Annotated in this window: 18 protein-coding genes; 6 read left to right on the top strand and 12 right to left on the bottom strand. The window is 55.5% G+C overall.

Annotated elements, in window-relative coordinates; translation table 11 throughout:
* Nucleotides 1-198: 198 nt before the first annotated feature.
* The 5 genes from hemP to V6575_RS06255 form a co-directional block, all read right to left on the bottom strand.
* Nucleotides 199-399, bottom strand: coding sequence for a hemin uptake protein HemP (hemP, locus tag V6575_RS06275; protein ID WP_340273317.1), 201 nt, complete (start codon nucleotides 397-399; stop codon nucleotides 199-201).
* A 552-nt stretch (nucleotides 400-951) separates the two neighbouring features.
* Nucleotides 952-1416: an Rrf2 family transcriptional regulator gene (locus V6575_RS06270; RefSeq protein ID WP_340273315.1), complete on the bottom strand. Its 465-nt coding sequence runs from the start codon at nucleotides 1414-1416 to the stop codon at nucleotides 952-954.
* Nucleotides 1417-1529: 113 nt separating this feature from the next.
* On the bottom strand, nucleotides 1530-3140 hold the full coding sequence (locus V6575_RS06265) for a glycoside hydrolase family 43 protein (RefSeq protein ID WP_340273314.1): 1611 nt from the start codon (nucleotides 3138-3140) through the stop codon (nucleotides 1530-1532).
* A 98-nt stretch (nucleotides 3141-3238) separates the two neighbouring features.
* Complete coding sequence (locus tag V6575_RS06260; RefSeq protein ID WP_340273313.1) at nucleotides 3239-4270, bottom strand: LacI family DNA-binding transcriptional regulator; 1032 nt, start codon at nucleotides 4268-4270, stop codon at nucleotides 3239-3241.
* 73 nt (nucleotides 4271-4343) lie between these two features.
* Nucleotides 4344-5522 (bottom strand): BaiN/RdsA family NAD(P)/FAD-dependent oxidoreductase, encoded by a 1179-nt coding sequence (locus V6575_RS06255; RefSeq protein ID WP_340273312.1) that lies wholly within the window; start codon nucleotides 5520-5522, stop codon nucleotides 4344-4346.
* Between the two features lie 145 nt (nucleotides 5523-5667).
* Between V6575_RS06255 and V6575_RS06250 the strand changes: the two genes are divergently transcribed.
* Entirely contained in the window at nucleotides 5668-6675 is a 1008-nt protein-coding gene (locus tag V6575_RS06250) for an AraC family transcriptional regulator (protein WP_340273310.1), read from the top strand.
* Nucleotides 6676-6721: 46 nt separating this feature from the next.
* Here the strand turns inward: V6575_RS06250 and betB are convergent, their stop codons facing one another.
* Genes betB through betI form a run of 3 tightly spaced genes read right to left on the bottom strand, consistent with a single transcriptional unit; the run spans nucleotide 6722 to nucleotide 10513 of the window.
* Nucleotides 6722-8185 (bottom strand): betaine-aldehyde dehydrogenase, encoded by a 1464-nt coding sequence (gene betB, locus V6575_RS06245; RefSeq protein WP_340273309.1) that lies wholly within the window; start codon nucleotides 8183-8185, stop codon nucleotides 6722-6724.
* A 43-nt stretch (nucleotides 8186-8228) separates the two neighbouring features.
* Nucleotides 8229-9887, bottom strand: coding sequence for a choline dehydrogenase (gene betA, locus V6575_RS06240; RefSeq protein WP_340273306.1), 1659 nt, complete (start codon nucleotides 9885-9887; stop codon nucleotides 8229-8231).
* Nucleotides 9884-10513, bottom strand: a complete 630-nt coding sequence (gene betI / locus V6575_RS06235) for a transcriptional regulator BetI (protein WP_340273305.1) — start codon at nucleotides 10511-10513, stop codon at nucleotides 9884-9886. The genes betA and betI overlap by 4 nt, the downstream gene beginning before the upstream one ends.
* Before the next feature lie 12 nt (nucleotides 10514-10525).
* On the opposite strand from betI, the gene V6575_RS06230 reads away from it, so the two are divergent.
* The 4 genes from V6575_RS06230 (at nucleotide 10526) to choV (ending at nucleotide 13603) form a co-directional block, all read left to right on the top strand.
* Complete coding sequence (locus V6575_RS06230) at nucleotides 10526-10690, top strand: hypothetical protein (RefSeq protein WP_340273304.1); 165 nt, start codon at nucleotides 10526-10528, stop codon at nucleotides 10688-10690.
* Between the two features lie 24 nt (nucleotides 10691-10714).
* Nucleotides 10715-11659 (top strand): choline ABC transporter substrate-binding protein, encoded by a 945-nt coding sequence (locus V6575_RS06225; protein ID WP_340273303.1) that lies wholly within the window; start codon nucleotides 10715-10717, stop codon nucleotides 11657-11659.
* 73 nt (nucleotides 11660-11732) lie between these two features.
* Nucleotides 11733-12578 carry a choline ABC transporter permease subunit gene (gene choW / locus V6575_RS06220; RefSeq protein ID WP_340273302.1) on the top strand — a complete coding sequence of 282 codons (846 nt, stop codon included), beginning with the start codon at nucleotides 11733-11735 and terminating at the stop codon, nucleotides 12576-12578.
* Nucleotides 12578-13603, top strand: a complete 1026-nt coding sequence (choV, locus tag V6575_RS06215; RefSeq protein ID WP_340273300.1) for a choline ABC transporter ATP-binding protein — start codon at nucleotides 12578-12580, stop codon at nucleotides 13601-13603. Before choW ends, choV begins: the two co-directional genes overlap by 1 nt.
* On the opposite strand, the gene V6575_RS06210 is transcribed toward choV, so the two are convergent.
* Nucleotides 13569-13940, bottom strand: a complete 372-nt coding sequence (locus V6575_RS06210) for a hypothetical protein (RefSeq protein ID WP_340273299.1) — start codon at nucleotides 13938-13940, stop codon at nucleotides 13569-13571. The two genes, choV and V6575_RS06210, sit on opposite strands and share 35 nt — an antisense overlap.
* Before the next feature lie 166 nt (nucleotides 13941-14106).
* On the opposite strand from V6575_RS06210, the gene V6575_RS06205 reads away from it, so the two are divergent.
* On the top strand, nucleotides 14107-15954 hold the full coding sequence (locus V6575_RS06205) for an amidohydrolase (protein ID WP_340273297.1): 1848 nt from the start codon (nucleotides 14107-14109) through the stop codon (nucleotides 15952-15954).
* Nucleotides 15955-16665: 711 nt separating this feature from the next.
* Here V6575_RS06205 and V6575_RS06200 read toward each other — a convergent pair.
* The 3 genes from V6575_RS06200 to V6575_RS06190 are packed head-to-tail and all read right to left on the bottom strand — an operon-like array spanning nucleotide 16666 to nucleotide 25707.
* Complete coding sequence (locus tag V6575_RS06200; RefSeq protein WP_340273296.1) at nucleotides 16666-18387, bottom strand: adenylate/guanylate cyclase domain-containing protein; 1722 nt, start codon at nucleotides 18385-18387, stop codon at nucleotides 16666-16668.
* 43 nt (nucleotides 18388-18430) lie between these two features.
* Entirely contained in the window at nucleotides 18431-23353 is a 4923-nt protein-coding gene (locus tag V6575_RS06195; protein WP_340273295.1) for a PKD domain-containing protein, read from the bottom strand.
* Nucleotides 23350-25707: a FecR domain-containing protein gene (locus tag V6575_RS06190; RefSeq protein WP_340273294.1), complete on the bottom strand. Its 2358-nt coding sequence runs from the start codon at nucleotides 25705-25707 to the stop codon at nucleotides 23350-23352. Before V6575_RS06190 ends, V6575_RS06195 begins: the two co-directional genes overlap by 4 nt.
* Nucleotides 25708-25863 lie beyond the last annotated feature (156 nt).

The following is a 25863-nucleotide window of genomic DNA, read 5'->3' as shown; positions in this document are numbered from 1 at the left end:
CCGTTTTCATTGGCGGCAGGCGGTTCTAATCAGGCACAGGCAATTCTGTGCTCAAAAATTTGCGGCCGCTATTGCGAAGCCGCTGGCCAGGGTCCGGGCAATGGCCGTCAGAGAGCCTCGGATGCGGTTCCTGGTGTGAGTAAGGCGGGTCGGCAGATTTGGGTGAGGTAACGGCATCGGACAGCCTCCTGGTATGGTTTATTTCGTTAAAATCAGTTTGCCCAGTTTGGTGATCGTCAGCCGGTAAGTCTCCGAGTTGTGCTGAATTTTCAATTCCCGGGTGCCTTTGAAGAGATTCTTTGTGTCGAGGGTTTGGTCCCGGACGGTGTCTCTGGGAGCAAAGGGCTTGCGAGAAGTTGCGATTGTGAGCTTGTCGCGGCGGATCTTTGAAGTGTGCATGGATTGGGTCCGTGGCTTCGACAGTTTCGAGGTTTTGAAACATGAGCATCATACTCAAGAAAATTACTTGACACAAATACTCAAGTTTTAGTACCAAGGCAATGCCTGATCTGCAGCGGTTCGGAAATCGCGTCCTTCGGATCTCTGCCCAGGCTAGCTGAAGAGCTAGAACGTCCGGCCAGCCAACTGCGCTCTCCTCTCCCTCAGCGGTGAGCCAGCCAGACTTTCCAGTTCTTTAGGGGTCGGTGAAGATCGATCCCGCACTGAGGCCCTAGGGAAGATGGGGACTCTAGAACATTTCCCGTTTAGTTTGGGCCACCTTGTGGTCGAAACTAAACGGGTAAAATGCCTTATCTCGATGAAATCATGGAAAAATATATGGTGTGTTGACGTTGATGGTTCAACGCTGTCAACAGTGCTGTAGACACAAAAAAACCGCCTGAGAGGGCGGTTTTTTGTTTGGGTTTTCTGTGGACTTGTGTCCAGCGCAATGAGGCCGACCCGCCTGACTGGGCCTGCCTTAGATTTGAACTACAAGGACAGGAGACAGCCTCAGCTGGCCGCCGCAGCCTTTACCTTTGGCACATCCATCTTCAGGAGATGACGCAGATTCGGACGATCTTCGGACAGATCCGCGATTGTCTTTGTGTCCAGCACATCCATGAAGGCTTCCAGTGCTTCATGCAAAATGCCATTGAAGCCACAGCTGGTGATCAGCGGGCAATCCTTACGACCGGAGTCGAAGCATTCTGCCAGCAGGAAACTTTCCTCGGCTGCGCGAACAACTTCGCCAACCGTCATGGTTTCCGGAGCACGTGCCAGCATGACGCCGCCATTTCGTCCGCGGATCGTGCGGATCAAATTGGCATCCACGAGGACCTTCATGATCTTGAACAGATGAGTTTCGGACATGTCAAAGCTGGATGCGATATCAGCAACCTTGCTTGGACGCTCTGGGTTCGCAGCGCAGTACATCAGCGCGCGAACCGCGTAATTTGTTTGTTGTGTCAGGCGCATGTTATTAGATATGAGGTCTGACGCGCCCATCGTCAACGATAATAATTGAGTTTTTGCGTCGAGATTTCTCGAAGAAACTTATGTTTAGAGTATGTTGCGCTGCAACCTCGGCCTCAAGGCGTTTGAGAATAAGAGAAAAAATCGAAGTCCGCCGGATGCCCATTGCCTGAAATATCCATGGCATGAATACCAATGAATGCTCCGGTAAAGTTTCCGTGTTCTCCCCTGCCGGCCTCATCAGACAGGATACTGGCGTCAAAGACAGGGCCGATTCGGCACCATTCCTGTTCTTGTTGTGCATAGAAGAACCGCAGCGAGAGGCCGTTCACTTCGATTTTCATGCGTACCGGGGCATCGTCATCAAGCCCATGCAAGGCTCCGAGCGGAAGCTGAAGAGTACCGGACGGATAATCGCCCGGACATGTCAGCAGTGTCAGGCATCGTCCGAGTACCTCATCTTGTGTGATCGCCAAAAGAAAGAACTGGTAACGGCCATAATAGGCAATCAGTCCTGCGGTTTGCTGCGCGGTGTCCGGGTTAAAGTCGACAGAAGTCTCGGCCACGAAATTATTCGATGTCTGTCGCCGGGCAATTAGGGCCTGCTCAAAATAGCTGCCAATGGATTCCCGCCCGAAAAGACGCAAATGTCCGGGCCTGTCAGTGAGCGAAAACAAGCGCTCCGGATGTGGTGTGCGAAGCCACTGAAAAGCCGATGGCAGGACCGGTTCGTCAAAATCATGCCGGGTGGGCTCTTCCGGGAATGGATGCGGAGGCAGGGCTGGGGCTGGAACCTCTGACTGCGGACACAGAGGTTCGCCTTCCAGCCTGAGCCAGCCATCGTCTCCCCAGACGCACTTTTGTATAGAAGTCTCACGGCCCATCTGGCAGCGGTTAAGGCCCGCAACGGGTCGGCCCATCAGGTGCACCAGATAGGTTTCCCCGGTCTGGTTCTCGACAATATCTCCGTGACCTGCGCGCTGGATCGGATTGTCCGGAAAGGTCAGCGACGAGACAACATGTTTGTCCGGGTGGAGTTCATAAGGCCCGGTGATGCGTTTTGATCGGGCAAGCGTCACTGCATGGCGATACCCAGTCCCGCCTTCTGCTGTGAGGAGATAATAATAGTCATTGCGCTTGTAGAGGTGAGGCCCCTCCACAAGGCCGCGCTCTGTGCCTTTGAAAATGTTCTTGACCGGCCCGACGAGTTTGCTTGATTTTGGGTCGAATTCCTGCAGTACGATACCGGCAAAGGCGGTTGGATTCCTGCGGTGATCCCAAAACATGTTGGAGAACCATTTGCGGCCGTCACTGTCATGGAAAAGGGACGGATCGAAGCCTGATGAATTGACGTAGATCGGGTCTGACCACGGACCTTCGATGTTTTCCGCAGTGACGATGTAATTATGCGCATCCTTGAAGTTGCCCTCATTGCGTTTGACGTCCGTATAGACGAGCCAGAACCGGCCGTCCGCATGGGTCAGGCACGGGGCCCAAATGCCGCCGCTGTCCGGATTGCCGCGCATGTCGAGTTGGCTTTTGCGGTTCAGGGGGCGTGTGATCAACCTCCAGTGAACCAGATCTTTGGAATGGTGGATCTGCACGCCTGGGAACCATTCGAAGGTCGAGGTGGCGATATAGTAATCGTCGCCGACCCTGCAGATCGATGGGTCCGGGTTGAAGCCGGGAAGAATCGGGTTTTGAATTACCTGAGGCGCGTCACTCATTGATCTTTTCTCCTCCCGGCGCGGGCAGCCCTCCCAGACTGTATTGCCTCGCCTCAATGTTTATCATGTTTGAAATGTCAGCCGGATGTATCCGAGGATCAATCCGGTAGATTGTCCTTCAAGAAAATATCTATGCCGATGCGTTCCTGGCCTTCCACGATCGGCCCCCCGTCGCACAGGGCTTTGAGGACCCGTATCGCGCTCCGGACTTCATGGCCTGGGTCTTGCGCAATCAGGGCATCCATGGTGCCCGAAATCAGCGCCTCGCGTGTGTAGGGTGTCAGTTCGTGGCCGATGAACGTAATGTCGCTGCCGCCCTTCAGATCGTCCAAGGCAGCTATGACGCCACGGTTGCCAGCGCCAATGTTGTAGAGCCCTGCCAAGTCTGGATGTTCGGCCAGGAGTTTCAAGATAATGTTTCTGTTCTTGGCGTTGTCGTCCCGGCCCTCGTGCACTTTCAGGAGCTGTAGATGGGGATACTCCGCCTCAAGAACTTCAATGCAGCCTGCATAACGATCTGCATGGTCCCGTAACCCGAGTGAGCCAACTATGAACGCGATCTTGGCGGGGGCTGTCGGCAGAAAACGGCCGAGCAAACGACCGGCAACCCGGCCAGCTGCCACATTGTCGATCCCGATGAAATGCTGCCGATTGGAAACCGGATGGTCTGACACCAGGGTCACCACGTGAACGCCACGGTCTTGCAAACGGTCAATCGCAGCACGGACTTCGGGAAAGGCGGGCGCAACGACGGCAACACCATCGCAGACGGATTTGTCTAGTATTGCAAGTGTTCCGGTGACCCGGTGCCCGTCGAAGGCATCTATGGGCTCGATATGGATATTGACCCGTTCTCGCTGGAGCGCTTCAGCGTGGCCAATAGCCTCGCGAGTCAAGTCTTCCATGAAGGCATTGGGCCCGTTCGGTATCAGGAATTGCAAGCGATAACTGCGTTTTTTTGCAAGATTTGCCGCAAATACATCTGGCGTATAGTTCAACGCGCTGACGGCTTCATGGACTTTTTCGATGGTCGATTTGCGAACGCCGGGCCTTTTGTTCAAAACCCTGTCGACGGTGGCCAGGCTGACACCGGCCTTCTCCGCCACATCGTGAATTGTTACCCGGCCCATGCAAACTCCCTTGATCAGGCCGATTATAACAGGAAATGAGGAGCGTACATCAAGTTATACTTGTGTCCGTAACCTAAACAGCTTGCCCGGCGGCGTGACCAGAGGCCCATGCCCACTGGAAATTGAAGCCTCCCAGATGACCCGTGACATCAACAACTTCACCAATGAAATAGAGTCCGGGAACTTTGTTGGCTTCCAGAGTTTTGGAAGACAGCTCTTTCGTGTCGATGCCTCCGATTGTCACTTCTGCGGTTCGGTTGCCTTCAGTCCCGACCGGGGTCAGTTGCCAACTGTTGATGGCATCACCGGCTTTTTTAAGTATCTTATCTGACAAATCTGCAAGTCGTCCGACCAATTTATATTCTTTTGACAATTCATCTGCCAGACGATTTGGAAGCAATTGTCCGAGGGCGGTCTTGAGGTCCTGTTTTGGTGTGGCAATCCGTGCTGCCTTGAAGGCTTGAAACGCGTCCTGAGAGGGGGACAGGTTGACCGTAATCGGTTTGCCTTCTTGCCAGTAAGACGAAATTTGCAAGATCGAAGGGCCGGATAAACCTCGGTGGGTGAACAGCAAACCTTCCTGAAAAGACGTCTTGCCGAAACTCACAATGGCATCAACGGAAACGCCAGCCAGACGTTTGCACAGATCCTTGTTGGCATCGGAAAAGGTCAGAGGCACCAAGGCCGCACGTGTTGGAATGACCCCAATGCCGAAGCGGTTGGCGATTTCATATCCAAACCCTGTCGCACCCATCTTTGGAATGGACGGGCCGCCGGTCGCAATCACAAGAGAGTGCGTCTGAATGTCTTCGTGGTTTGTCACGACCTTGAACTGATCATCCGGCTTATCAATTGAAATTACTGAGGTTTCAAGCTGAATTTTGCCGCCAGCATCTGACAATTCGGTCAGCAGCATGTCGATGATGTTCTGGGCGCTGTCGTTGCAAAACAGCTGTCCGAGTGTTTTTTCGTGCCACGGAATCCGGTGTTTTTCCACCAGGGTCAGAAAGTCCTGCTGCGTGTAGCGTTTCAATGCAGAAATGTGGAACCGGGGATTTTGAGACAGAAAATTGGCCGGCGAGCAATGCAGGTTTGTAAAGTTACATCTGCCTCCTCCGGATATCCTGATTTTCTCGGCGGGTTTTCGCGCATGGTCGATGACCAGAACGCGTCGCCCGCGCTTTGCAGCTTCAATCGCACACATCAGTCCGGCGGCCCCGGCACCTATAATCAGAACATCGAGTTTTCTCATAGGATCCTTATAGGCGGGAATGCACCATTCTGCGAGGCTGCACATATTGCTTAGGTTATCTTAGCTCAACTACTTGACATTCGAGGTCTGAAAATTGACAATTTAGACCCGGCCGATCGCCTCCTCGCATGCCTTATGGCCCATCATGTCAGACAACACTTATAAGATTATTGGTGCTGCCTATAGTGCAGCTCGACAACATATGACTGAAAGCGGTTTCGATTGGAATGAAATCGCAGATCACATTGGCTTTGATCCTGATATAACCAATGATCAGGAGAAACTGCAGCCGTTCGACAAGGTCTTGGAACTCTATGAGTATTTCGCCGAATTAACTGGATCGGATTCAATTGGGTTGTGCACTGGCGTCAATCCAGTGATTGGTTCGGGTTTCGTAGCAGATTATCTCGGGCTAATCGCTCCCTCTGTTGGAGAGGCGATGGAAAATTGGCAACGCTATCAGAACCTTATCAGCAATTCATTTTCTTGCACTTTGGAGTATGAGGGAAGCTGCAGGTACATTTGCTGGGAGTTCCCGAAACATCTGGGTAGCCAAGTTCAGTATGCCGGGCGTCTCATGGGGTTCGTTGTCGCTCGGCTGCGGTACATGCTAGACAACACAAAAGTGGTGTTGAGTGTTGAGCTTGCGCACGAGGAGCCCAAGGATATTGATACATATCAAGCTGTTCTGGGGCCGAACCTCAAGTTTAATGCCGCTCGGCATCGGGTCGGCGTGCCGGTCTGTTATCTTAATACGGTGCCGCCGAAAAGTGATGGCAACCTCTATAAATTGATGAAGGCCATCGCGGAAGCTCGCATTGAACAACAGAAAGCCGATCTTGGTCCAATGGCCCGGATTTACGATACCGTTTCTGCATCGTTAAAGGATGGTCGGCCCGATCTGCAATCGATTTCTGACACACTTGGGATGTCCACTCGAAGCCTGCAGCGCACCCTTGAAGCGGAGGGACTAACCTTTCGTGAGCTTCTGGATCAGGTGCGCAAAGCCCTGGCCGTCCGGTATCTGGCGGATAAAAGCAAGAAGATAAATGAAGTGGCTTACTTGCTGGGCTACTCTGACTTGAGTGCCTTCTCGCGCGCTGCCAAAGGTTGGTTCGGAGTCTCTCCCAGGGAATATCGGCGTCAGAAATAGCCCGGCTCCAATCGGTTTCTGATTGAAGCCGGGGTTGAGACGTGGCTTAAAATGCGCTTTCGACGCCGTCCATTTCGACGTAAATGCTCTTGACTTGACTGTAATATTCGATGCCTGCATGGCCATTCTCGCGGCCAATACCTGATTTCTTATAGCCACCAAATGGCATTTCGACGGGCGTCAGATTGTAGGTGTTAATCCAGCAGGTACCAGCTTGCAGTTGATCTGTGACCCGGTAAGCGCGCTGGATATCCTTGGTGAAGACACCAGCGGCAAGGCCAAAGCTGGTCGCGTTTGCCCGTGAAACCACGTCGGCTTCATCGTCAAAATCAAGAACACACATGACCGGGCCGAAGATCTCTTCGCATGCAATGCGCATGGTGTCTTCCACATCAGCAAAGACCGTTGGCTGGACGAAAAGCCCATCCGGGAAATTCGGAACACTTGCCGCGCCGCCGCCGCATACAAGCCTTGCGCCTTCTTCCTGCCCGAGGCTCATGTAGCTGAGGACCTTGTCCAATTGCGGTTTTGAGACAAGAGGGCCGACACTGGTGGTCTCGTTCATTGGATCGCCGAGGACGGCATTGCCGGTACGCTCGGACAACCTTGCAAGAAACGCATCCTTGATGGCTGTGTGAACGAAAACCCGCGTTCCGTTTGAGCAAATCTGGCCGGTCGAATAGAAGTTGGCATTGATGGCAGCCGAAACGGCGTTCTCAATGTCGGCATCTTCGAAGATGATCAACGGAGATTTGCCGCCCAACTCCAGCGTTGTCTTTTTGAGGTGCTCGCCGGCAAGGGCTGCTACCTTGGCGCCGGTCGGCACAGAGCCAGTCAGCGAGACTTTGGCCACATCAGGGTGCGAGACAAGCTGCGCGCCGACATCGCCAAAGCCCTGAACCACATTGAAGACGCCAGCTGGCAGGCCAGCCTCAATCAGGACCTCAGCCAGCTTCAGCGCGTTGAGCGGAGTGACTTCCGACGGCTTGAAGACCATGGCATTGCCGCAAACGAGGGCTGGTGCTGCTTTCCAGCAAGCAATCTGGATTGGGTAATTCCATGCGCCGATGCCGACACAAACACCAAGTGGCTCGCGTTTGGTCAAGGCAAATGAGCCGCCCAGATCGATATGCTCGCCCGTTAGGGTCGCCGCCAGGCCGCCGTAATATTCAAGGCACTCAGCGCCAGAGGCCGCATCTGCAACAAGGGTTTCCTGCAAGGGTTTGCCTGTGTCGAGTGTTTCGATTTCGGAGAGTTCGCGGTTGCGTTCCCGCAAGAGGTCCGCTGCCTTGCGCAACACACGGCCGCGCTCAACGGGCGATGTCGCTGCCCAGATTTTCTGGCCTGCAACAGCGCTCTCAACAGCAGCGTTGATGGTTTCCTCGTCAGCGCTGTTCAGGGTTGCGATTGTCTCGCCTGTTGCTGGATAGATGGACTTAAAACTCTGACCAGCTTTGCTCTCGACATAGCGGCCGTCGATAAAATGGGAGGCTTTGGGTTGCGCGCGCATGTCTGTCTCTCGTTCTATGATCATCTTTGAATTCGGGCTTAGCTTAACGCTGGCTGGTTTGCCAGTCAGGATGGATCCATGGCTCTTGATTGGACGAGGGCAGGGGCTCCTTGCCCAGAATATGATCTGCTGCTTTTTCGCCGACCATGATGGATGGCCCGTTCAGATTGCCATTGGTGATTTGAGGGAAAATGGAACTGTCCGCCACCCGCAGGCCATCAATGCCGATGACGCGGCACTTGGGGTCAACCACGGCCATGGGATCATCTTCCGCGCCCATACGGCATGTGCCGCAAGGATGGTATGCGCTTTCCGCGTGCTCGCGAATAAAACCATCAAGCTCATCATCGCTTTGAACGTCACTGCCAGGCTGGATTTCCTTGCCCCGGTAAGGCGCAAAGGCTTCCTGGCCGAAGATCTCGCGAGTGAGCCTGACAGCCTTGCGGAACTCGCTCCAGTCGTCTTCGTGGGACATGTAATTGAATAGGATCGATGGTTTTGCCTTCGGGTCGACGGAAGTCAGTGACACGCGGCCACGGGATTTGGACCGCATGGGGCCGACGTGCGCCTGAAAGCCATGCCCCTCGGCAGCGGCTGTGCCGTCATAGCGCACAGCGAACGGCAGGAAATGATACTGAATGTCAGGGTATTTGATTCCGGCCCTGGACCGGATAAAGGCGCTGGCTTCAAAATGGTTCGATGCGCCCAGCCCCTTGCCCTGCAGCAGCCACTGCAAGCCGATCAGGCCTTTGGAGACAAGGTTCCAATGTTTGTAAAGCGTGATCGGCTGCGTGCAGGCCTGCTGGATGTAGAGTTCCAGATGGTCCTGCAGATTTGCGCCAACACCGGGACGGTCGGCAATGACATCAATGCCGTGTTCGGTCAGATGACCGGCTGGTCCGATGCCTGATTGCATCAGGATTTTCGGAGAGTTGATCGAAGACGCGGCCAGAACCACTTCCCTGCGGGCTTTGGTGATCATGAGTTCACCGCCGATTTCATACTCGACACTAACAGCGCGGTTGTTCTCAACGATGATCCTGCGAACCAATGCGCCCTTGATCAAATCGACATTGCTGCGTTTCATGGCTGGTTTCAGATAAGCATTTGCAGCAGACCAGCGACGGCCTTTGTGGACGGTCATTTCCATATCGGAAAAGCCTTCCTGCCGCTCGCCATTGTAGTCTGCGGTGACGCCATAACCAGCCTCTTCTCCTGCAGCCTTGAAGACATCGAACAGCGGGTTCCATTTGGTGCCACGGGTGACATGCAAAGGCCCTGACGTGCCGCGCCAGCCGGTCTGGCCACCGTGGCTGTGCTCCATCCGTTGGTAGTATGGCAGCACGTCGCGGTATCCCCAGCCGCTCGCGCCCATGTCTTCCCAGGTGTCAAAGTCACACGCATGACCGCGCACATAAACCATGCCATTGATTGAGGAAGATCCGCCGACCACTTTGCCGCGCGGGGTTGCCAGTCGGCGTCCCCCAAGATGCGGTTCCGGGTCGCTTTCATAGCCCCAGTCGTAGCGGGACATGCTCATGGGGTAGGACAGGGCCGCAGGCATCTGGATGAAGGGCCCTGCATCTGTGCCGCCGAATTCCAGAACAAGAACCTTGTTTGCCGGGTCTTCCGACAATCGGCTTGCCAGAGCACAACCTGCCGAACCTGCTCCGATGATGATGAAGTCGAATGCTGGGGTCATTGCAATATGATCTTGTTCTTGGCGCCTCTGCGCGTGGTATTTTCCGTGTGGTACCTGATTTGGATTTCAACGTAGGTTTCGACCATCTCGATGGCGCGGGACGGCGCGCTTGGGCCGTCTTTGAGGGCTTGCCTCAACCACACGCCGTCAATCATCGCAGCTGTGCCTTCCGCAACCAGCCGCGCATCATCACGGGGCATGAACCGGCGCAGATTGTACGTCAGGTTGGAGGCCAGCCGGGCAGAGTAGATCTGCAGCAGGCGGCGGTTGGTCTGGGTGGTGCGGGACTGCACGTAGAAGGCCAGCCATGCAGCGATGACTGCATCGCGAAACTGATCTGGCGCGAAATTCCCTTCGATGATGGCGGAAATTCGTTGGCGCGGGCCATGGGCTTTCGACAGCCGCTCCCGGATGCGATCACCAAGATCCTTCAGCAGGTGTCGCATGGTTGCAGCCAGAAGCTGATCCTTGGAGCCGAAGTAATGCAGGGCAAGCCCGCTTGATACACCGGCGCGCTTGGCGATTTGCGCAACGGTCACGTCTGAGTATCCACGCTCGTGGATGGCATCCACAGTTGCAGCTATCAGGCTCCGGCGTCTTTCGGCTTCCATTCCAATCTTGGGCATTCGGATCTCCAGTTGATCGATCTTGTATTTTTAATTGAACGTTCAATCAATGAAAACTTGCAAAATGGATCCTCAGGTGTTTCCTTTAGCAGCATAGGGATTTTTTCGGAGGCGCTTTGGGTGGCATTTGGCTCAACGGCTGTTGTGTCACGCGGAACGCCTGCTAAGCATGTGTGAACCTGTAAATCGGAGGACGTTTTTATGAACCTTGTTGCCAAGCTTGCCGGTGGTGTTGCTTTGACTGTCGTGTTGACCGGAACTGCTTTTGCTGCTGACTCTGAAAGCTGCAAGACCGTGCGCTTCTCGGATGTTGGCTGGACCGACATCACAGCAACCACAGCCGCCACATCAACTGTCCTGCAGGCGCTGGGCTACGACACTGATACCAAGATCCTGTCCGTTCCAGTGACCTATGCGTCGTTGAAGAACAAGGACATTGACGTGTTTCTCGGCAATTGGATGCCGACCATGGAAGGCGACATCAAGGCCTACCGTGAAGACGGATCGGTCGAGACTGTTCGGGCCAATCTGGAAGGCGCGAAATACACGCTTGCCGTGACGAAAGCGACTTACGACAAGGGCCTGAAGAGCTTTGCTGACATTGCCAAGTTCAAGGACGATCTTGATGGCAAGATCTACGGCATTGAAGCGGGCAACGATGGCAACCGTCTGATCATCGACATGATTGATTCAGATGCTTTCGGTCTTAAGGGCTTTGAAGTTGTTGAATCCTCCGAGCAGGGCATGCTGGCCCAGGTCGCCCGTTCTGAAAAGCGCGACCAGGATATTGTGTTCCTCGGCTGGGAACCGCATCCGATGAACGCCAATTTCGATATGGCGTATCTTGAAGGTGGCGATGATTTCTTTGGCCCGAACTACGGTGGGGCGACAGTCTACACCAACGTCCGCGCTGGCTATGTTGCCGAGTGTCCCAATGTTGGCAAGCTGCTTGAGAATCTGGAATTCTCGCTGGCCATGGAAAACGAGATCATGGGCGCTATCCTGAACGATGGCACCGAGCCTATGGATGCTGCCAAGGCCTGGCTGAAAACCCACCCGGCAACCTTCGAGGGTTGGCTTGCAGGTGTGACCACCTTTGATGGTGGCGAGGCCTTCCCGGCGGTCAAGGGCGCTCTTGGCCTTTAAAGAATGAACCTTTTGCGCCGGGGCTCGTCTCCGGCGCAATTGTATTTGATTGCATGAAAAATGGGAGCGGCACTTGGATTGGCTGACTGAGTACAAGATTCCGATTGGGCATTGGGCAAAACTTTTCGTCGATTGGCTGACAGACAATGCCTATTGGTTTTTTGATGCCATATCTTTGGGCCTCGAAACGATGATCGACGGAATTCTCTGGCTCCTGCAGGCTCCCCATCCACTTGCGATCGTTGCCATCGCAGGTGGCCTTGCCTACCTCGTCCGGCGCAATGTTTCCTTTCCGATCTTTGTCATCGCCAGCCTGCTGCTGATCATCAATCAGGGTTACTGGGAAGAAACCACCGAGACACTGGCGCTGGTCGTGGCCGCCTCCGTCGTCTGTATGGTGATTGGCGTTCCGATCGGCGTGGCTGCCGCACATAGACCGAAGTTGTTCGCGGTTCTGCGCCCGATCCTCGATCTGATGCAAACGATCCCGACCTTCGTCTATCTGATCCCTGCGCTGATCCTGTTCGGTCTTGGCATGGTGCCCGGGTTGATCGCGACCGTTATTTTCGCGATTCCCTCTCCGATCCGTTTGACCCAGCTCGGCGTGTCGTCAACGCCCACCCATCTGCTTGAGGCGGGACAGGCCTTTGGCGCCACCAAGTCTCAGCTGCTGTGGAAGATCGAACTTCCCTACGCTCTGCCGCAGATCATGGCGGGCCTGACCCAGACCATCATGCTGTCGCTCTCCATGGTCGTGATTGCAGCCCTGGTCGGAGCCGACGGTCTCGGCGTTCCAACCCTGCGCGCGCTGAACACCGTGAACATCGCCAAGGGCTTTGAAGTCGGTGTGGCAATCGTTCTGATCGCCATCGTGCTCGACCGGTTTTTCCGCACTGAAAAGTCAGGAGGAGCCAAGTGATGGCAAAGCCGATTGTAACGTTTAAAGACGTCGATATCGTCTTCGGCAACAAGCCGACAAGCGCTCTGCCGCTGATCGATCAAGGCAAGACCCGCGAAGAAATTCAAAGTGAAACCGGACAGATACTCGGTGTCGCCGGGGCCCGCTTTGACATCATCGAGGGCGAGGTGATCGTTCTCATGGGCCTCTCGGGCTCGGGGAAATCAACCCTGCTCAGAGCGGTGAATGGACTGAACCCGGTGATCCGGGGAACCGTCGAAGTGCGTGATGGCGACAGTCTGGTCAATCCGGCCACCTGCTCGCCACAGGAACTGAGACATTTGCGCCGCAAGCGCATCGCCATGGTGTTCCAGCAATTCGCCTTGCTGCCGTGGCGCACGGTTGCCCATAACGTTGGCTTCGGCCTTGAGCTGGCCGGAGTGTCCGGCAAGGAGCTGAAAGACCGGGTCAATGATCAGCTGAAGCTGGTCGGTCTGGATGGCTGGGGCGGCAAGTATGTCCATGAGCTTTCCGGCGGCATGCAGCAGCGTGTCGGCCTGGCCCGTGCCTTCGCAACAGATGCGCCGATCCTGTTGATGGATGAACCCTTTTCCGCGCTTGATCCGCTCATTCGGGATCGCCTGCAGGATGAACTCCTGGATCTTCAGAAGACCCTCAACCGCACCATCATTTTTGTCAGTCATGATCTGGATGAAGCCGCCAAGATCGGCTCGCGCATTGCGATCATGGAAGGGGGGCGGGTGATCCAGCTCGGCACGCCGCAGGAAATCGTAAGCAAGCCGGCGACGCCCTATGTCGCTGATTTCGTCGGCCACATGAACCCGCTGAACGTTCTGCGCGCTCGGGACATCATGGTTGAGGTCAATGGCGCGGATCTGTCCGACGCGGCCACATGCAGCCCCGGAACCCCGCTGCGTGAGGTCATCCGCATGAAACAGGGCGTTTCGGGCAGCATTCTGGTCGCTGACGGCGGCACACCGCTAGGCCTGATCACGGAAGCAGAATTGCTGGGCTGTCTGGTTTAGGGCGCATGTCCCACCCCCGGCGGTCATCCCCGACTAGATCGGGGGGCCAATCCACTGTGCGGCATAGGCCAGAAGGGTGGATGTGACCGAAAGCAGATCCACACCAGTGAAATCCGCTCTCCATTCTGCCTGGAGGGGTATTGGACCCCGGATCAAGTCCGGGGTGACCGCCCGTGAGAACCGCTCCCGGGTCATTTTGAACCAGTGAAGCAGAGCCGAGTGCCGATCTGAAAGTGGCGTGGAGCTTCAGGCTCCAGATGCGCTCCCTGAACTCAGCTCCCTGTCCCTTGCCCCACCCCCGGCGGTCATCCCCGACTTGATCGGAGATCCAATCCATGTGTGGTTGCGGCCAGAGGGTTGGAAATGGTCGCCTCCCGTTCGTTGCGGTTTGAAAGAATGGCCGCAATATGCAACTCTAAATTACAGTTGTGCTGCATGATCGGTTGAGGAATTCTCGAATTCCAAGCTTTGGTATCTGATCGGGACGTATAGGAACCCAGGCAATGAAAATAGAACGCTTTGGCTGTGCTTGCTGTGACGGAACGTTTGGGCGTCTCTTTTATCGCAGCAAACCAATACAGGACATCAAGGCTGAAGCGGCCAATGAAAAAGGCTGGTCGTGCAATTGGGGCATAGATTGGGCGGGTGTCGGCAGGCGTGATTTCCTCAAAGGAGGTTTGGCAACAGCAGGGTTTGTCGCAACCATGCCAAACGCAGCTTTGGCTCAAGCCGGGGCAACAATTGTGTTCAAAGGCGGAACGATCCTGACGGTGGACGCCGATTTTAGTGTAGCGCAAGCCCTTGCCATTCGGGGCAATAAAATATTGGCAGTTGGTTCCGAAGACACCGTACTGGAAACTGCCGGTGCCGGTGCGAAGGTAATTGATCTGGAAGGCAGGACGATTTTACCTGGCTTCATTGATGCGCATACTCATGTCGTTTCCGGCTCCGTGGTCGATGCAATCATGGATTATGTCGGGATGGCCCGCTTTTCGACCGCGGCACAGGTCCTTGAGTATATTGCGTCTCGTGTTGCTGAAACGCCGTCTGGTGAGTGGCTTGTCTTCCGCAACTTCGATCCGGCCGTGCAGGACGGCCCCGATGCCTTAACATTCAAGGAGCTGGATGCAGCGTCCACAGAACACCCGATTTTTGTCCTGAATGCGTCCGGACATCTTGCCTACGCCAACTCAAAAGCGTTCGAAGTGGCAGGGATCGACGCGGAAATTGAAAATCCGGAGGGCGGGGAATTCGTCCGGGATGAAAACGGTAACCTGACCGGAACGATGAAAAACAATGTCGCGTTCCTCCAGGTGGTGAGCAGTTACCCGGCCATGACGTCAGTCGATCCGTTAGAAGACTTGATCCGCTTGCTGGACAATTGGAGTGCGAAAGGACTAACGACAGTCTCGGAACTCAGTCTGGGGGCTTTGGCTCAGTCCCCGGCGGATGCGCAAGTGATGGCGGCCGCAGCGCAATCGGGACGGATGTCTGCACGTATACGGGCCTATCCGTTTTATACACTTGGCGCGGACGTATGGGACGCGGCGGGGATCGCGCAAAATGATGGGACCGCCCTAGCGCGCATAGCCGGATACAAACTGGTAGCTGATGGATCCAACCAAGGCTTCACGGGCCTGCAAAGAGAACCGTATCTCAACAGCGATGATCGCGGTCTTGCCTACATGCAGCCTGATGAGTTGACGGCGGTTGCACTGGAGCGCGCGGCAAAGGGCTGGCATCTCGCCATTCACGGCAATGGAGATGCTGCGATCGACACTATACTCGACACCTGTGAGGCTCTGCGCGATGCCGGGATTGATTTGTCGAAAGTGCGCCCCCGGATCGAGCACTGCTCCATCCTGCATGACGATCAGATTACGCGGATGAAAGACCTCGGCGTATCCGCCAGCTTCCTTATCGGTCACGTCCATTTCTGGGGTGTCACCATGCGCGACAACGTGTTCGGCGAGGAAAAGGCACAGTTGCTGGACCGCTGTCATGCGGTCCAGCAAGCCGGTGTGGGCTTCACGCTTCACTCCGACTTCATGGTCACCGATCCGGACCCGCTCCACATGATTGAAATGGCGGTCACACGCAAGACTTGGAAGGAACCGGATTACGTGCTCGCTCCTCAAGAAAGGATCTCGGTAGAATCTGCGATCCGTGCCGTTACGTCCGAAGCGGCTTGGCAGCTCTTTTCAGACCATGAAGTCGGCAGCCTCGAAGTTGGGAAATTTGCTGATCTGGTGATCCTGGCCAAAGACCCACGTGCTGTTGATCCGGATCAGATCAAAGACATCCAGATCCTTGAAACTTGGATGGATGGAATGCAAACCTATAAAGCCTGACTTTTAATAAGGACGATGGGTATGTTCGCTTTGGGGCTGAAGTGCCAACGTTCCGAAACCAACCGGATTTCAGTTCCGGAAATTCGATGCTCGAAACTTGCCTGTCCGCTATAGGCCTCCACACATTGTCATTCGCAATTGGCGCTGCGAACAACCCGTCCCACCGCTTCCCCACAATCCCCCTAATCAAAACCCTAGCCTTTTCAGTCCCCTACCCATTTCCAAAAAAACCTTATCCTCCTCCTTATAACCTGCCCTACTCTAGGTCTGTTCCCATCACGCGGGGCCGTTGTCGGCCAATCCATGGAAAAGGGCCGGACGCGGTGGCGGGGACCGGATTTTGAGGATTGGGCCTGGTGTAACGGACCGGGTTCATATCCGGTGACAGGCACCTTGAGGCTTGCAGCGGGGATTGACGCTGCAGGCTTTGGGGACGGGTCTCGTATCTGGCAAACCGGCGGACGATCTACTTCCGGGGCGCAGAAAAGAGAAAGGCGCAAGCCTGTCATTTGGGACACAAAATCCGGGCAGGCGCAAAACGCCTTGTCACTTCCTACCTCCCACACTCCCAGCGCGCGCGGCAAGGCCGCAGAGCGCCTGCCACCCCGTTCTTTCAGGAGCGGCCGAAGGACAGATGGAGTTGTAATGCAGCGCAACGCCGAAGGGAAACCTTACGGCGGGTTTTGTCCTGGCGGGATCTTGCAGGCAGGCTTACGCGGTGCCGGACCCCTCCACCCCATAGACCTCAATCGCTGCCGCCTTACCCTTGACCCGGATCGGCTCCAGTGGGGCAAAGGTGAAGCCGTCGAGCGTTTTCGTCTCCGCATAGACTGCATCGGAAATCATGGTTTCCTGTGGAGCTGCAGCGGAGCACAGCCGAGCGGCAAGATTTACATGATCACCAAGCACCGTGTAATCCATCCGCTCCGGGCTGCCCATGGCTCCGACCACCACATCTCCCACATCGACGCCAATGCCGATATCCAATTGCCAGTCCGGGTGTTCTTTGGCCGAGCGTTCCATGATGTCCTGGATTTCAGCGGCGCACCGCAAGGCATCGGACGACATGTCCGGTCCCTGGAAAATCGCCATCAACTGATCGCCGACGAACTTGTCGATGTCGCCGTTGTTGCGGGAGACCGCCTCGCCTTGATTGGCGAAGTAATAGTTCAAAACCTCGACAACGACTTCCGGTTCGCGGGTTTCGGAGAACGCTGTATAGCCGCGAATATCCGCAAAAAGGATGGCAACTCTCTTGCGCGATCCGCCAAGTTTGACATCGCCGGAGTCCGATTTCTGAATTGCGTCAATAGTGCCGTGAGAAACAAATTTGGCCAGCTGGAAGCGCTCATTGACCTGGCCGATCATCTCGTTGATGCGGCCTGCCAGTTCGCCGATTTCATCCTGGCTCTTGACCCCGACGACCCTCGCCTGAAAGTTGCCCTTGCCGACTTCAATGGCGGCCTGACCAATTTTCAGGATCGGCCGGGAAATGCCGAGGGAAAACAGGACAGCCCCGATCCCGGCCACGACAAGCCCGGCACCAACCCAGATCAAGAGGTTGCGCACCATCACATCGATGGTGAAATAGGCTGCTGCCTCGCTTTTTTCCACGATCACGGCCCAATCGAACGGGTGCGGAAAGGAGAAAGCACCCAGCATGACTTCCCCGTCCGGGCGGGCATAAGGCTTCACGGATATCAAGCCGGTCTGCAGGGAAATCAGGCTGCTGGCTTCCTCGACAATTGCATGATCGGCAATGTTGATATCGTTGCGGCTGAGCATCTGCTGACCATTGGCATCAACAATTGTGATGGAGCCGGTTCGGGTAAAAGAGTGCGTGCGCACGTATTCGCTCAGCCGTGTTAGATCGATGCGGGCGGACAAGGTCGCAGGGAGGCCATTCAAGGGCTTCTTGAGTGGTAATGCGAGTGTAGCAAGCCATATATCAGAGTCCACCGGATGGGCGGTGCTTCGGCCAAGTGTGTGGTCGCCCTCAAGAAATTCAGCAATCATCTCAGGCGGAACGCGCAGGATCTCAAGTGGATCCAGACCTGCCTTTTCAAGAGATTGGCTGTAGCCCTCCCGTGTCACAAGAAGCGGCTTCTGGCTGCCTTCAACTGTGATTTGCAGCGCAACGATATCCGGCAGATCTGCGATCCCGAGGGTCAGAAGTGCAATTTTGGCATCAATATTGAGGGTGTCGTCGTCGATCGCATTGGCGATCAGGGACAAAGGGGCCAGCCAGGCATCCCGATAGGAGCTGTCAATCATGTCGCTGATTTGGCGGGCGGTGGCCGTCAGCTGATCGTTGGCGGAGCTCTTCAGCTCATCCCGCGCAATGCGGATCAAGGTTTCCCCGGCGATCAGCAGCGGTAAAACTGCAATCACAACGGAGAACAGCAGCAGCTTTTTGCGCAGTGTAAGTCTCATGGAGTGCCCCCGCCTGAAGGGGAGCTACATTCTAGGTGATGCCCTAATAGGCTTCCCGCTCCCGAACCTTCACTGTCACATTATCAGATGCTGTGCCACATGAAAGACCACTGCCGTCTGACACGGTGAGCTTGACCTCATAGTCTCCAGGGGCGCTGAAGCTTTGGGACACCCGTTCGCCGCGCTGCTTCCCATCGGGGCCAAAGTCCCACACGTGATCCAGATCCGTACCGTCCGGATCATAAGATCGCCAGGCGCTGAACTGCTCCGCATCATTTGCACCGCCAACGAAAATCTCCCGGTCTGGACCGGCGTCGGCCGCAGGCGGCGCATTGACGGTGACAGTGAGAGTGTCCTCCTGAACGCTGCAGGATGCGCCGGATGTGTCTGTGACTTTGAGTGTGATGTTGTAGGTGCCAGGTCGGTCGAAGCTGTGCTCCGGTGTGACTCCGGCCCCAATCATTCCGTCGCCGAAGTCCCATTCATAGCGGCCAATTGCTCCGTCAGCATCGCTGGAAGCAGATGCATCGAACCGCACGGGCGCGCCTGGGCAAGCCAGTCTGTTTGGTCCAGCGACCGCGATGGGGGGCTGATTGACCAGAATGATTTTTGACGCTTCCCGCTGGCTTGAGGTCCGGCCCATTCCGTCATCGACAAGAACGGAGACATTATAGCGACCCGGGGAAACGAACCGCTTGGTCACCGTCTCCGCATTGGCTTTGGTGCCATCACCAAAGGACCAGTCGAAGCCAATGATTGGTGCTTCCTGGCTCGTGGAGCGGGCTGCGGACAATGTCACCTCTTCGCCCACACACACGGCATCCGGAGCTTCCAGAACGGCAGCAACGCCATCATGAACAACCACTGTGAGCGTGTCAGTTGCAGAAGAATTGGCGAGGCCAGCCGTATCGGTCACTGTGAGGCTGATTTCATAGCGGCCTGGGGCGGCAAAGCGATGACGCACGGCGACGCCTTCGAATGTGCTTCCATCACCGAGAACCCAGGTATGGCTTGCCAGGGCTCCGTCGGGATCGCTGGAAGCCGAGCCGTCCAGCACAAACTCTTCGTTGACACCAACAACGATGTCTTCGCCAGCGTCTGCAATTGGCGCTGCATTGACAGTGACCTCGTGATATCCGGTGATGGCAGCGCAGTCGCTTGAGGCCGCATCGCTATCGACTTTCAATGCAATACGATAGACGCCAGGTTCCTTGAAGACGTGGGTTTGCAAAGCGCCTTCTGCGCTTGTTCCATCGCCAAAGTCCCAGCTCCAGCCTGTGATCAGTCCGCCATCAAGATAAGAGGTTGAGCCATCAAGTGTCATCGGTGCGCCGACAGGAACTGACGTGACAGCTTCAATCCTTGGCACCGGAGCGGCAATGACCTCAACCTTGATTTCATCGGTCGCTCTTGTGTCGCACTGTCCTACCTGATCACCTTCGATGGTGAGGCGAACACGGTATGTGCCAGGCTTTCTGAAAGAATGTCCGGGCTTGTCGCCGCCGGAAGATCTGCCGTCACCAAAGTCCCAGAGATACCTGTTCACGACGCCGTCCGCATCCCAGGACTTCGACCCGTCAAAGAAGACTTCCGTATTGGCGCAGATCTTCATGTCTGCCCCGGCATCGGCTACGGGGGCCTGATTGACAGTCACCGCAATCCGGTCTTTGGCTTGGTTGTTGCTGAGGCCAGAGTTGTCCGTCACGGTCAGGGTGACAGGATAGGAGCCGCCACGTCGATACTTCTTGGTCGGGTTGACGATATCCGAGCTGTCACCGTCGCCGAAGTCCCAAGCGTATTTCAGGACGCCGCCATCGGGATCGCGCGACTTGCTGCCATCCAGCACAAGAATGTCGCCTGTGCAGATTTCAGCATTCTCGCCTGCTTCAGCCACAGGCGCATGATTGATGGTGACCGTCATCGCATCCCGGTCCGTGCCATTCGACAAGCCCGTGCCATCGCTTACTGTCAGAACAACCGGATAGGTTCCACCAGCGGCAAAGGTGTGGGCGACTTGCGCGCCCTCGGCTGTTTGACCGTCTGCAAAATCCCAAGTGTAGGTTAGGCCATCGCCATCTGCATCGAGGGACTTGCCAGCGTCAAACAGAACCAGACTGTCGCCGGTAAAGACGTCGTCGCCTGCATCTGCAAATGGCGCGTGGTTCACCCGGATGGTGACTTTATCTTCGGAAAGGCTGTTCTCCACACCGCTGTCGTCTGAGACGGTCAGCAAGGCTGTATAGCTTCCCGGCTCGGTCAGCGAGAGGTCCACCGTCTCGGTATAAAATGGCTCATCGATTCCCGTGATATCCCAGCGGAAGTCGGTGACTGAGCCGTCACTGTCAGAAGACCGTCCGGCATCCAGCGTGAATATCTGACCGGGTGCCACGCGGATGTCATCGCCTGCATTGGCAACAGGTGGGGCGTTGATGAACACTTCGGTTTCATCGTAGTCGATGGCTTTGGCGTGGCCTGTGTTATCCGTCACCTTCAGTTGGACGAAATAGCGGCCAGGTTTCGCAAAGCTATGTGCCGTAATTTCACCGGTCGCTTGAGTGCCGTCCTTGAAGTCCCATTCATAGGCGGCGATGTCTCCGTCCGGATCAATTGAGCGTGAGGCCTGGAAGATAAGCTCTTCACCAGGTGCCCCGATCAGATTAGGCCCAGCGTCAGCGATAGGCGGGCTGTTGATTGTGATGAGGACAAGGTCGCTGTCACTGTTGCGCACAGTCCCTGAAGCATCAGTGACTGTGAGCCTGACAGGATAGGTTCCGGGCCGTGCGTAGACGTGGTTCGGCGCTGCACCTCTCCCGGTGCTGCCGTCGCCGAAATCCCACTCGAAACGCTCGATCTGATCATCTGTATCTGAGGATGCACTGCCATCAAACTGGACGGCGCTGGCTGTGACGACTTGATCGGGGCCAGCATTTGCGACTGGCGGGGCATTGACCCGAATGCTTGCCATATCGAAAGCCGTCTGACTTCTTGTGCCTGAATCATCTGTGATCGTCAGACGCACCTCAAAGGTGCCGGGGGCAGCATAAGCATAAGTGGTTGTTTCACCGGTGGCTGTTGTCCCGTCTCCGAAATCCCACAGATAGGAAATGATCTTGCCATCAGGGTCATTGGACGCTGATCCGTCGAACTCTACTACTTCGGCAAGAGCAACGGCTTGGTCTGGTCCGGCGTCTGCGACTGGGGGGGCGTTGACAAACACCTGAACCGTATCGACAGAAGAATTATTGGATACGCTCGTATCGTCAGTGACCTTGAGCGACACAGCATAGTTTCCGGGCTCGGAAAACGCATGTTGGACGATCTCTCCGTCGATCGCGGTCCCATCTCCCATGTCCCAAAGATGAGACGTGAGTTGGCCATCGGTATCGTAGCTGTCTGACCCGTCGAATATCAGCTCTGTGCCTATTTCGGTACGCTGGTTGGTTCCGGCGACGGCCACTGGTGCTGCATTGGCGAGAATAGAGGTGGTGAGTTCCGCCGTATCACAAGGATGGCCAGAGTTGTCCTGGATGCTCAGCGTTGTTTGATACACGCCGGGAGCGGAAAAACTTCGCGTGATCCGTGGGCCGATTGCTTCAGTGCCATCGTTGAAAGTCCAGTCGTAGTGCTGGATTTTGACACCATCTGAAGTCGAACCGGATCCGTCCAGCGTTATAGTTTCGCCGGTCGCCACAATTCCGGGAACTGAAATGCGTGGCACCGGTGCACGGCGAATGAGGACGTCCAGCTCTTGAGCGCTGCCATGGGCGATTTGCCCGGACGAATCCGTGACTTCCAGTCGTTCGGAGAAATGTCCAGTCGCTTCATAGGGTTTGACAACTGAAGGGCCGGTCATAGTGGTGCCGTCGGAAAAACGCCAAAGGTAGGACAGGCGGTCACCATCGGCATCGCGTGTTCCGCTGGCGTCAAAGGCGACGGATGTGCAACCGCCGAGCATGGTGGCCGTTGCCTGGATGTCTGGACGGTTGTTCGGAACCCAGTTGAAAGGCGGCAGGTCCAGCGGCAGCAATTTGTCTGTCCGCACCGTAATGAAGAACGTGGCATCATTCGGGATTTCATGCCCGCCGGACAGGGTTATTGCCGCAGGCTTGCCGAGTTCGTCGATGGCCAGTTCTATCTGATCCGAGCGCCATTCATCCTGCCCTGAAGGCGTCAGGGGGACGGACCGGAAAGCTGTGGTCAGGGCAACTTTACCGTGGGCTGCATCGAAATTGTCGATGGCCAGACGGGTGGCTGTTTCTGGTGCGGTAAAACGGAGTTCAGTCAAGGTGTCTGTATCGGGCACCCGTATGGTTGGCGCATAGGAAAACAGCTTGGCGTCTTTGACGTCGACCTGACGCTTGTCTTTCAGGCTGACCGCAACGCCATAGAGATTGCCGTCATTTCCTTCAGCGCCGTCAACAACCAGCCGGAAAATACGCTTGGCTCCAAGTTCTTCGCCCTGATCAGGCGATACGAATGCAAAATTGGTCCACTGATTGTCGAAACGGGTGCTGTCGCCGTAGGTCTTTTCGGTCAGCAGTGAGCCACTGGTCAGTTCGGCGTCAGACACGTCCCGTCCCGATGAAGGGTTCTCTGGAAAGGCACCTTCTCCGCCGAACAGGATAAAGCGTGTCTGCGTGTTTGCCGGACCATAGAGCAGGTCATGATCGCCGCCCGTGTCGGGATCGAAAAGGCGAATATAGATACGCTGTTTGAGGGTCTTTGGAACTTCGATATAGATGATCTGCCGGTGGGTCGGGTCGCCCTCACGTGTCGGGGCTTCTGCGCCATAGGTCACCAGCAGCGGCACATCAATCGGTTTTGAGCTTTGAGCGTAGGCCGGTGAATTGGCAAGAAGAGTGGCACAGGCAATGCCAACAGCAATCACGCGAACATGATTGAATGCCCGCTTCATTTTCTCAAGATGCGCTTTGATCAAATACATTCCAGCGACCATCTTCCTCATCTCAGCCGGATCCTTGCCTGGTTACCTGCATCATCCTGAAGTTCGATATTTTCCAGACGTATGTCTGTCTCCAGTGCCGATGCCACGTTCACCACACCCTTGTAGGTTCTGCTGAGTTTGTTGTAGCGTAAGAAACCGTTAACTTCTTCGCCGTTTGTGAACAGGGTAAACGGCGCTGTCTTGGCCAAACCGTTGTCGTCGGCAGCTTGGACCTCGATATTGATGCGCCCACCCGACGCTGGTTTCACCGTATGACTGACATAGGCCGGTGGAGTCTGATCCAGTGTAACTTTCCAGCTTTTGACCATCAGATTGCCGGCGAGGTCGCTGGCAGACATTTCCAGCGTATTGGGTCCATCTGTCAGGGTGATGACTTCATCGAAGGCGTCCCCGGCTAGCGGAATCCGGCGTCCGTTGAAGGTCACACTGTCGGCACCGGTAATCGTTCCGCGGATTGCGAGCCACTCTACTGAAGTCATGCGAGGCAGAGGGGCTTCCAGCTTGATCTCGGGCGGCACAAGGTCTTGGGTAACCTCAAAGGTGTCCAGACTTTCAAAGCCGGATGCACTGGTGATGCTGAGCGTGAACATTTCGGTCGGCTGGGACAGCGGAAACGTCACTGCAAATTGGCCGGAAGCGCTGCTGGTGGTTTCTGCAAGGACGCTTTGATCAGCACTCAGAATTCTTAGCCGGGCGTCAGCTTCCGTTTTGCCGTGGAGGGAAATGTCGTCGCTGGCGCTCAGAAAATGACGAGCCGATATACGGGGAATATCTTCGCTGTAGGACACTTTGGCATTTGTGTCTGGTGTGTAGACGATCTCTCGGGACAGTGTCGTCTCATTGTCGGCACTGTCCAGTGCGGTCACGGTCAGCAAGTTGGGGCCAGGCTGTAAAGACAAGGGCAAACGAAAGTGTCCGTCCTTGAGAACCAAGGCAGACTCTCCGTTGATGGTCACGCGAGCTCCGGGTTCGGTTTCCCCGGCAACTTCAGCTTGAGAGGTCCGGTAAACTTTGTCAGACAGCGGCGCTTCCAACCTGAGAAATGGAGGTGCGGTATCTATGCGCATGTGGAACCGACGTGATCGGCTCCGGCTCCCTGGCAAACCGAACTGGTCGAGAGCAGCAATGCGCCAGTAGTAAGTGCCAATGTCGAGGCCTTTAAGCGTAAAACTTGTGTCGGTGAGCCCGGAAGCAGAATCGACCATCTGATTGAAATTCGGGTCATGGGCAACTTCCAGCCAGTAACCGGCAGCATTGTCGACAGCCTGCCAGGAAACGTCTGTGACCGAGTTAAACACAAGCCCGTCGTCGGCTGGATCCAGCAGAGCTGGTTCCGTAAGTAATTTGGTCTTGGATCGAGGCTTTCCACCTGCACGGATCACGACACCTTCGTTGCGACCGAGGGAAACGCGTTCACCACGCGCGACAATTTCGACGCGTTCATCGTCGTAATTGGTGAACTTTGCCCCGCTTACATCTTGGCGGACCCAGAAGTCCCCGGAATCGATCTGGGCATTTACATCCGGAACGTCGACTTCGAGGCTCTTGCGATCAGAGCTGCCACCCAAGAGGGCATAGAAGTCGCCTTCGACGAGACTGACTTTGGCATCTTCTCGTTTTTTCAACGGATCAACCCGTATCCGCTGAATAACAGCGTGGGAGTTTGCGTTCAGGCGCAAGCGGCCGGAGTCACGGAATGTAATCTGCGCGGTGGAGCGGGACAGGGTTCTGAGTTTCTCCTCCTCCACCAGGATTGCATTCAGCTCTCGTCCATCCCAGCCAAGGTCTTCAGGTCTTTGCCCTTCCACCCAGCCCTGGCGGTCGCTGAGTCTGGCTTCTGCTGCCTTGTTTCTTGTGACCTCTGACAGGTCGTAGGCTTGACCTGCTGTTGTGTCTGCATCTACCGCCAGGGCTATTGTTTTAAGCCACAGGCGGGCTTTCTCTGCGTCCAGCGCAGCGTCATGCAAAGAGATGGCCTTGCTGATTTGCTCATAGGCAAACACCTGTGCACCGATGGCATTGGCTTGTTGAATACGTGCGAGAGAATTTGCCAGCGCAGAGTGAGCCGCCGAGACTTCGTCCGTGGGAACGGTGAGAACTTGTCCCTCGCCGAGCTCGGCCAAATCGTCTAACCCACTTGCCTTCAGGATTGCGGGCCATAGATCAGCATCACCAAGGTATAGTTTTGCAACGCGGCGCAGGTCTGTGCCACCATCAAACGGAACGATGACATCTGAATAGGCTGCATTCGGGATTTGTGACAGGAGCAGCAGAGTGGCAGCACACCACCGCCTTGCGACTTGAGCTAAGCAGCGCAGGTGGCTTGTATGTCCTTTTCCACGATCAGTTGCCATGAAGTCCAGATTGTTAAGGATTTTTACCAGTGAATGATAGCAGATTGATTGCCGAGGCGGCACTGCTTGTGTCAATAAATTAAGGTTAGGTTAATCGCGATTGCATTGAAATTTGGGTGCAGGTGATGAGCGTTAGCTGATCAAATTTGGGAATTG

It is taken from the genome of Roseibium algae, from assembly GCF_037783265.1.
In the GTDB taxonomy this organism is placed as follows: domain Bacteria; phylum Pseudomonadota; class Alphaproteobacteria; order Rhizobiales; family Stappiaceae; genus Roseibium; species Roseibium algae.
The sequence above is the reverse complement of the archived record's forward strand: the minus strand, read 5'-3'. Positions and strand labels throughout refer to the sequence as shown.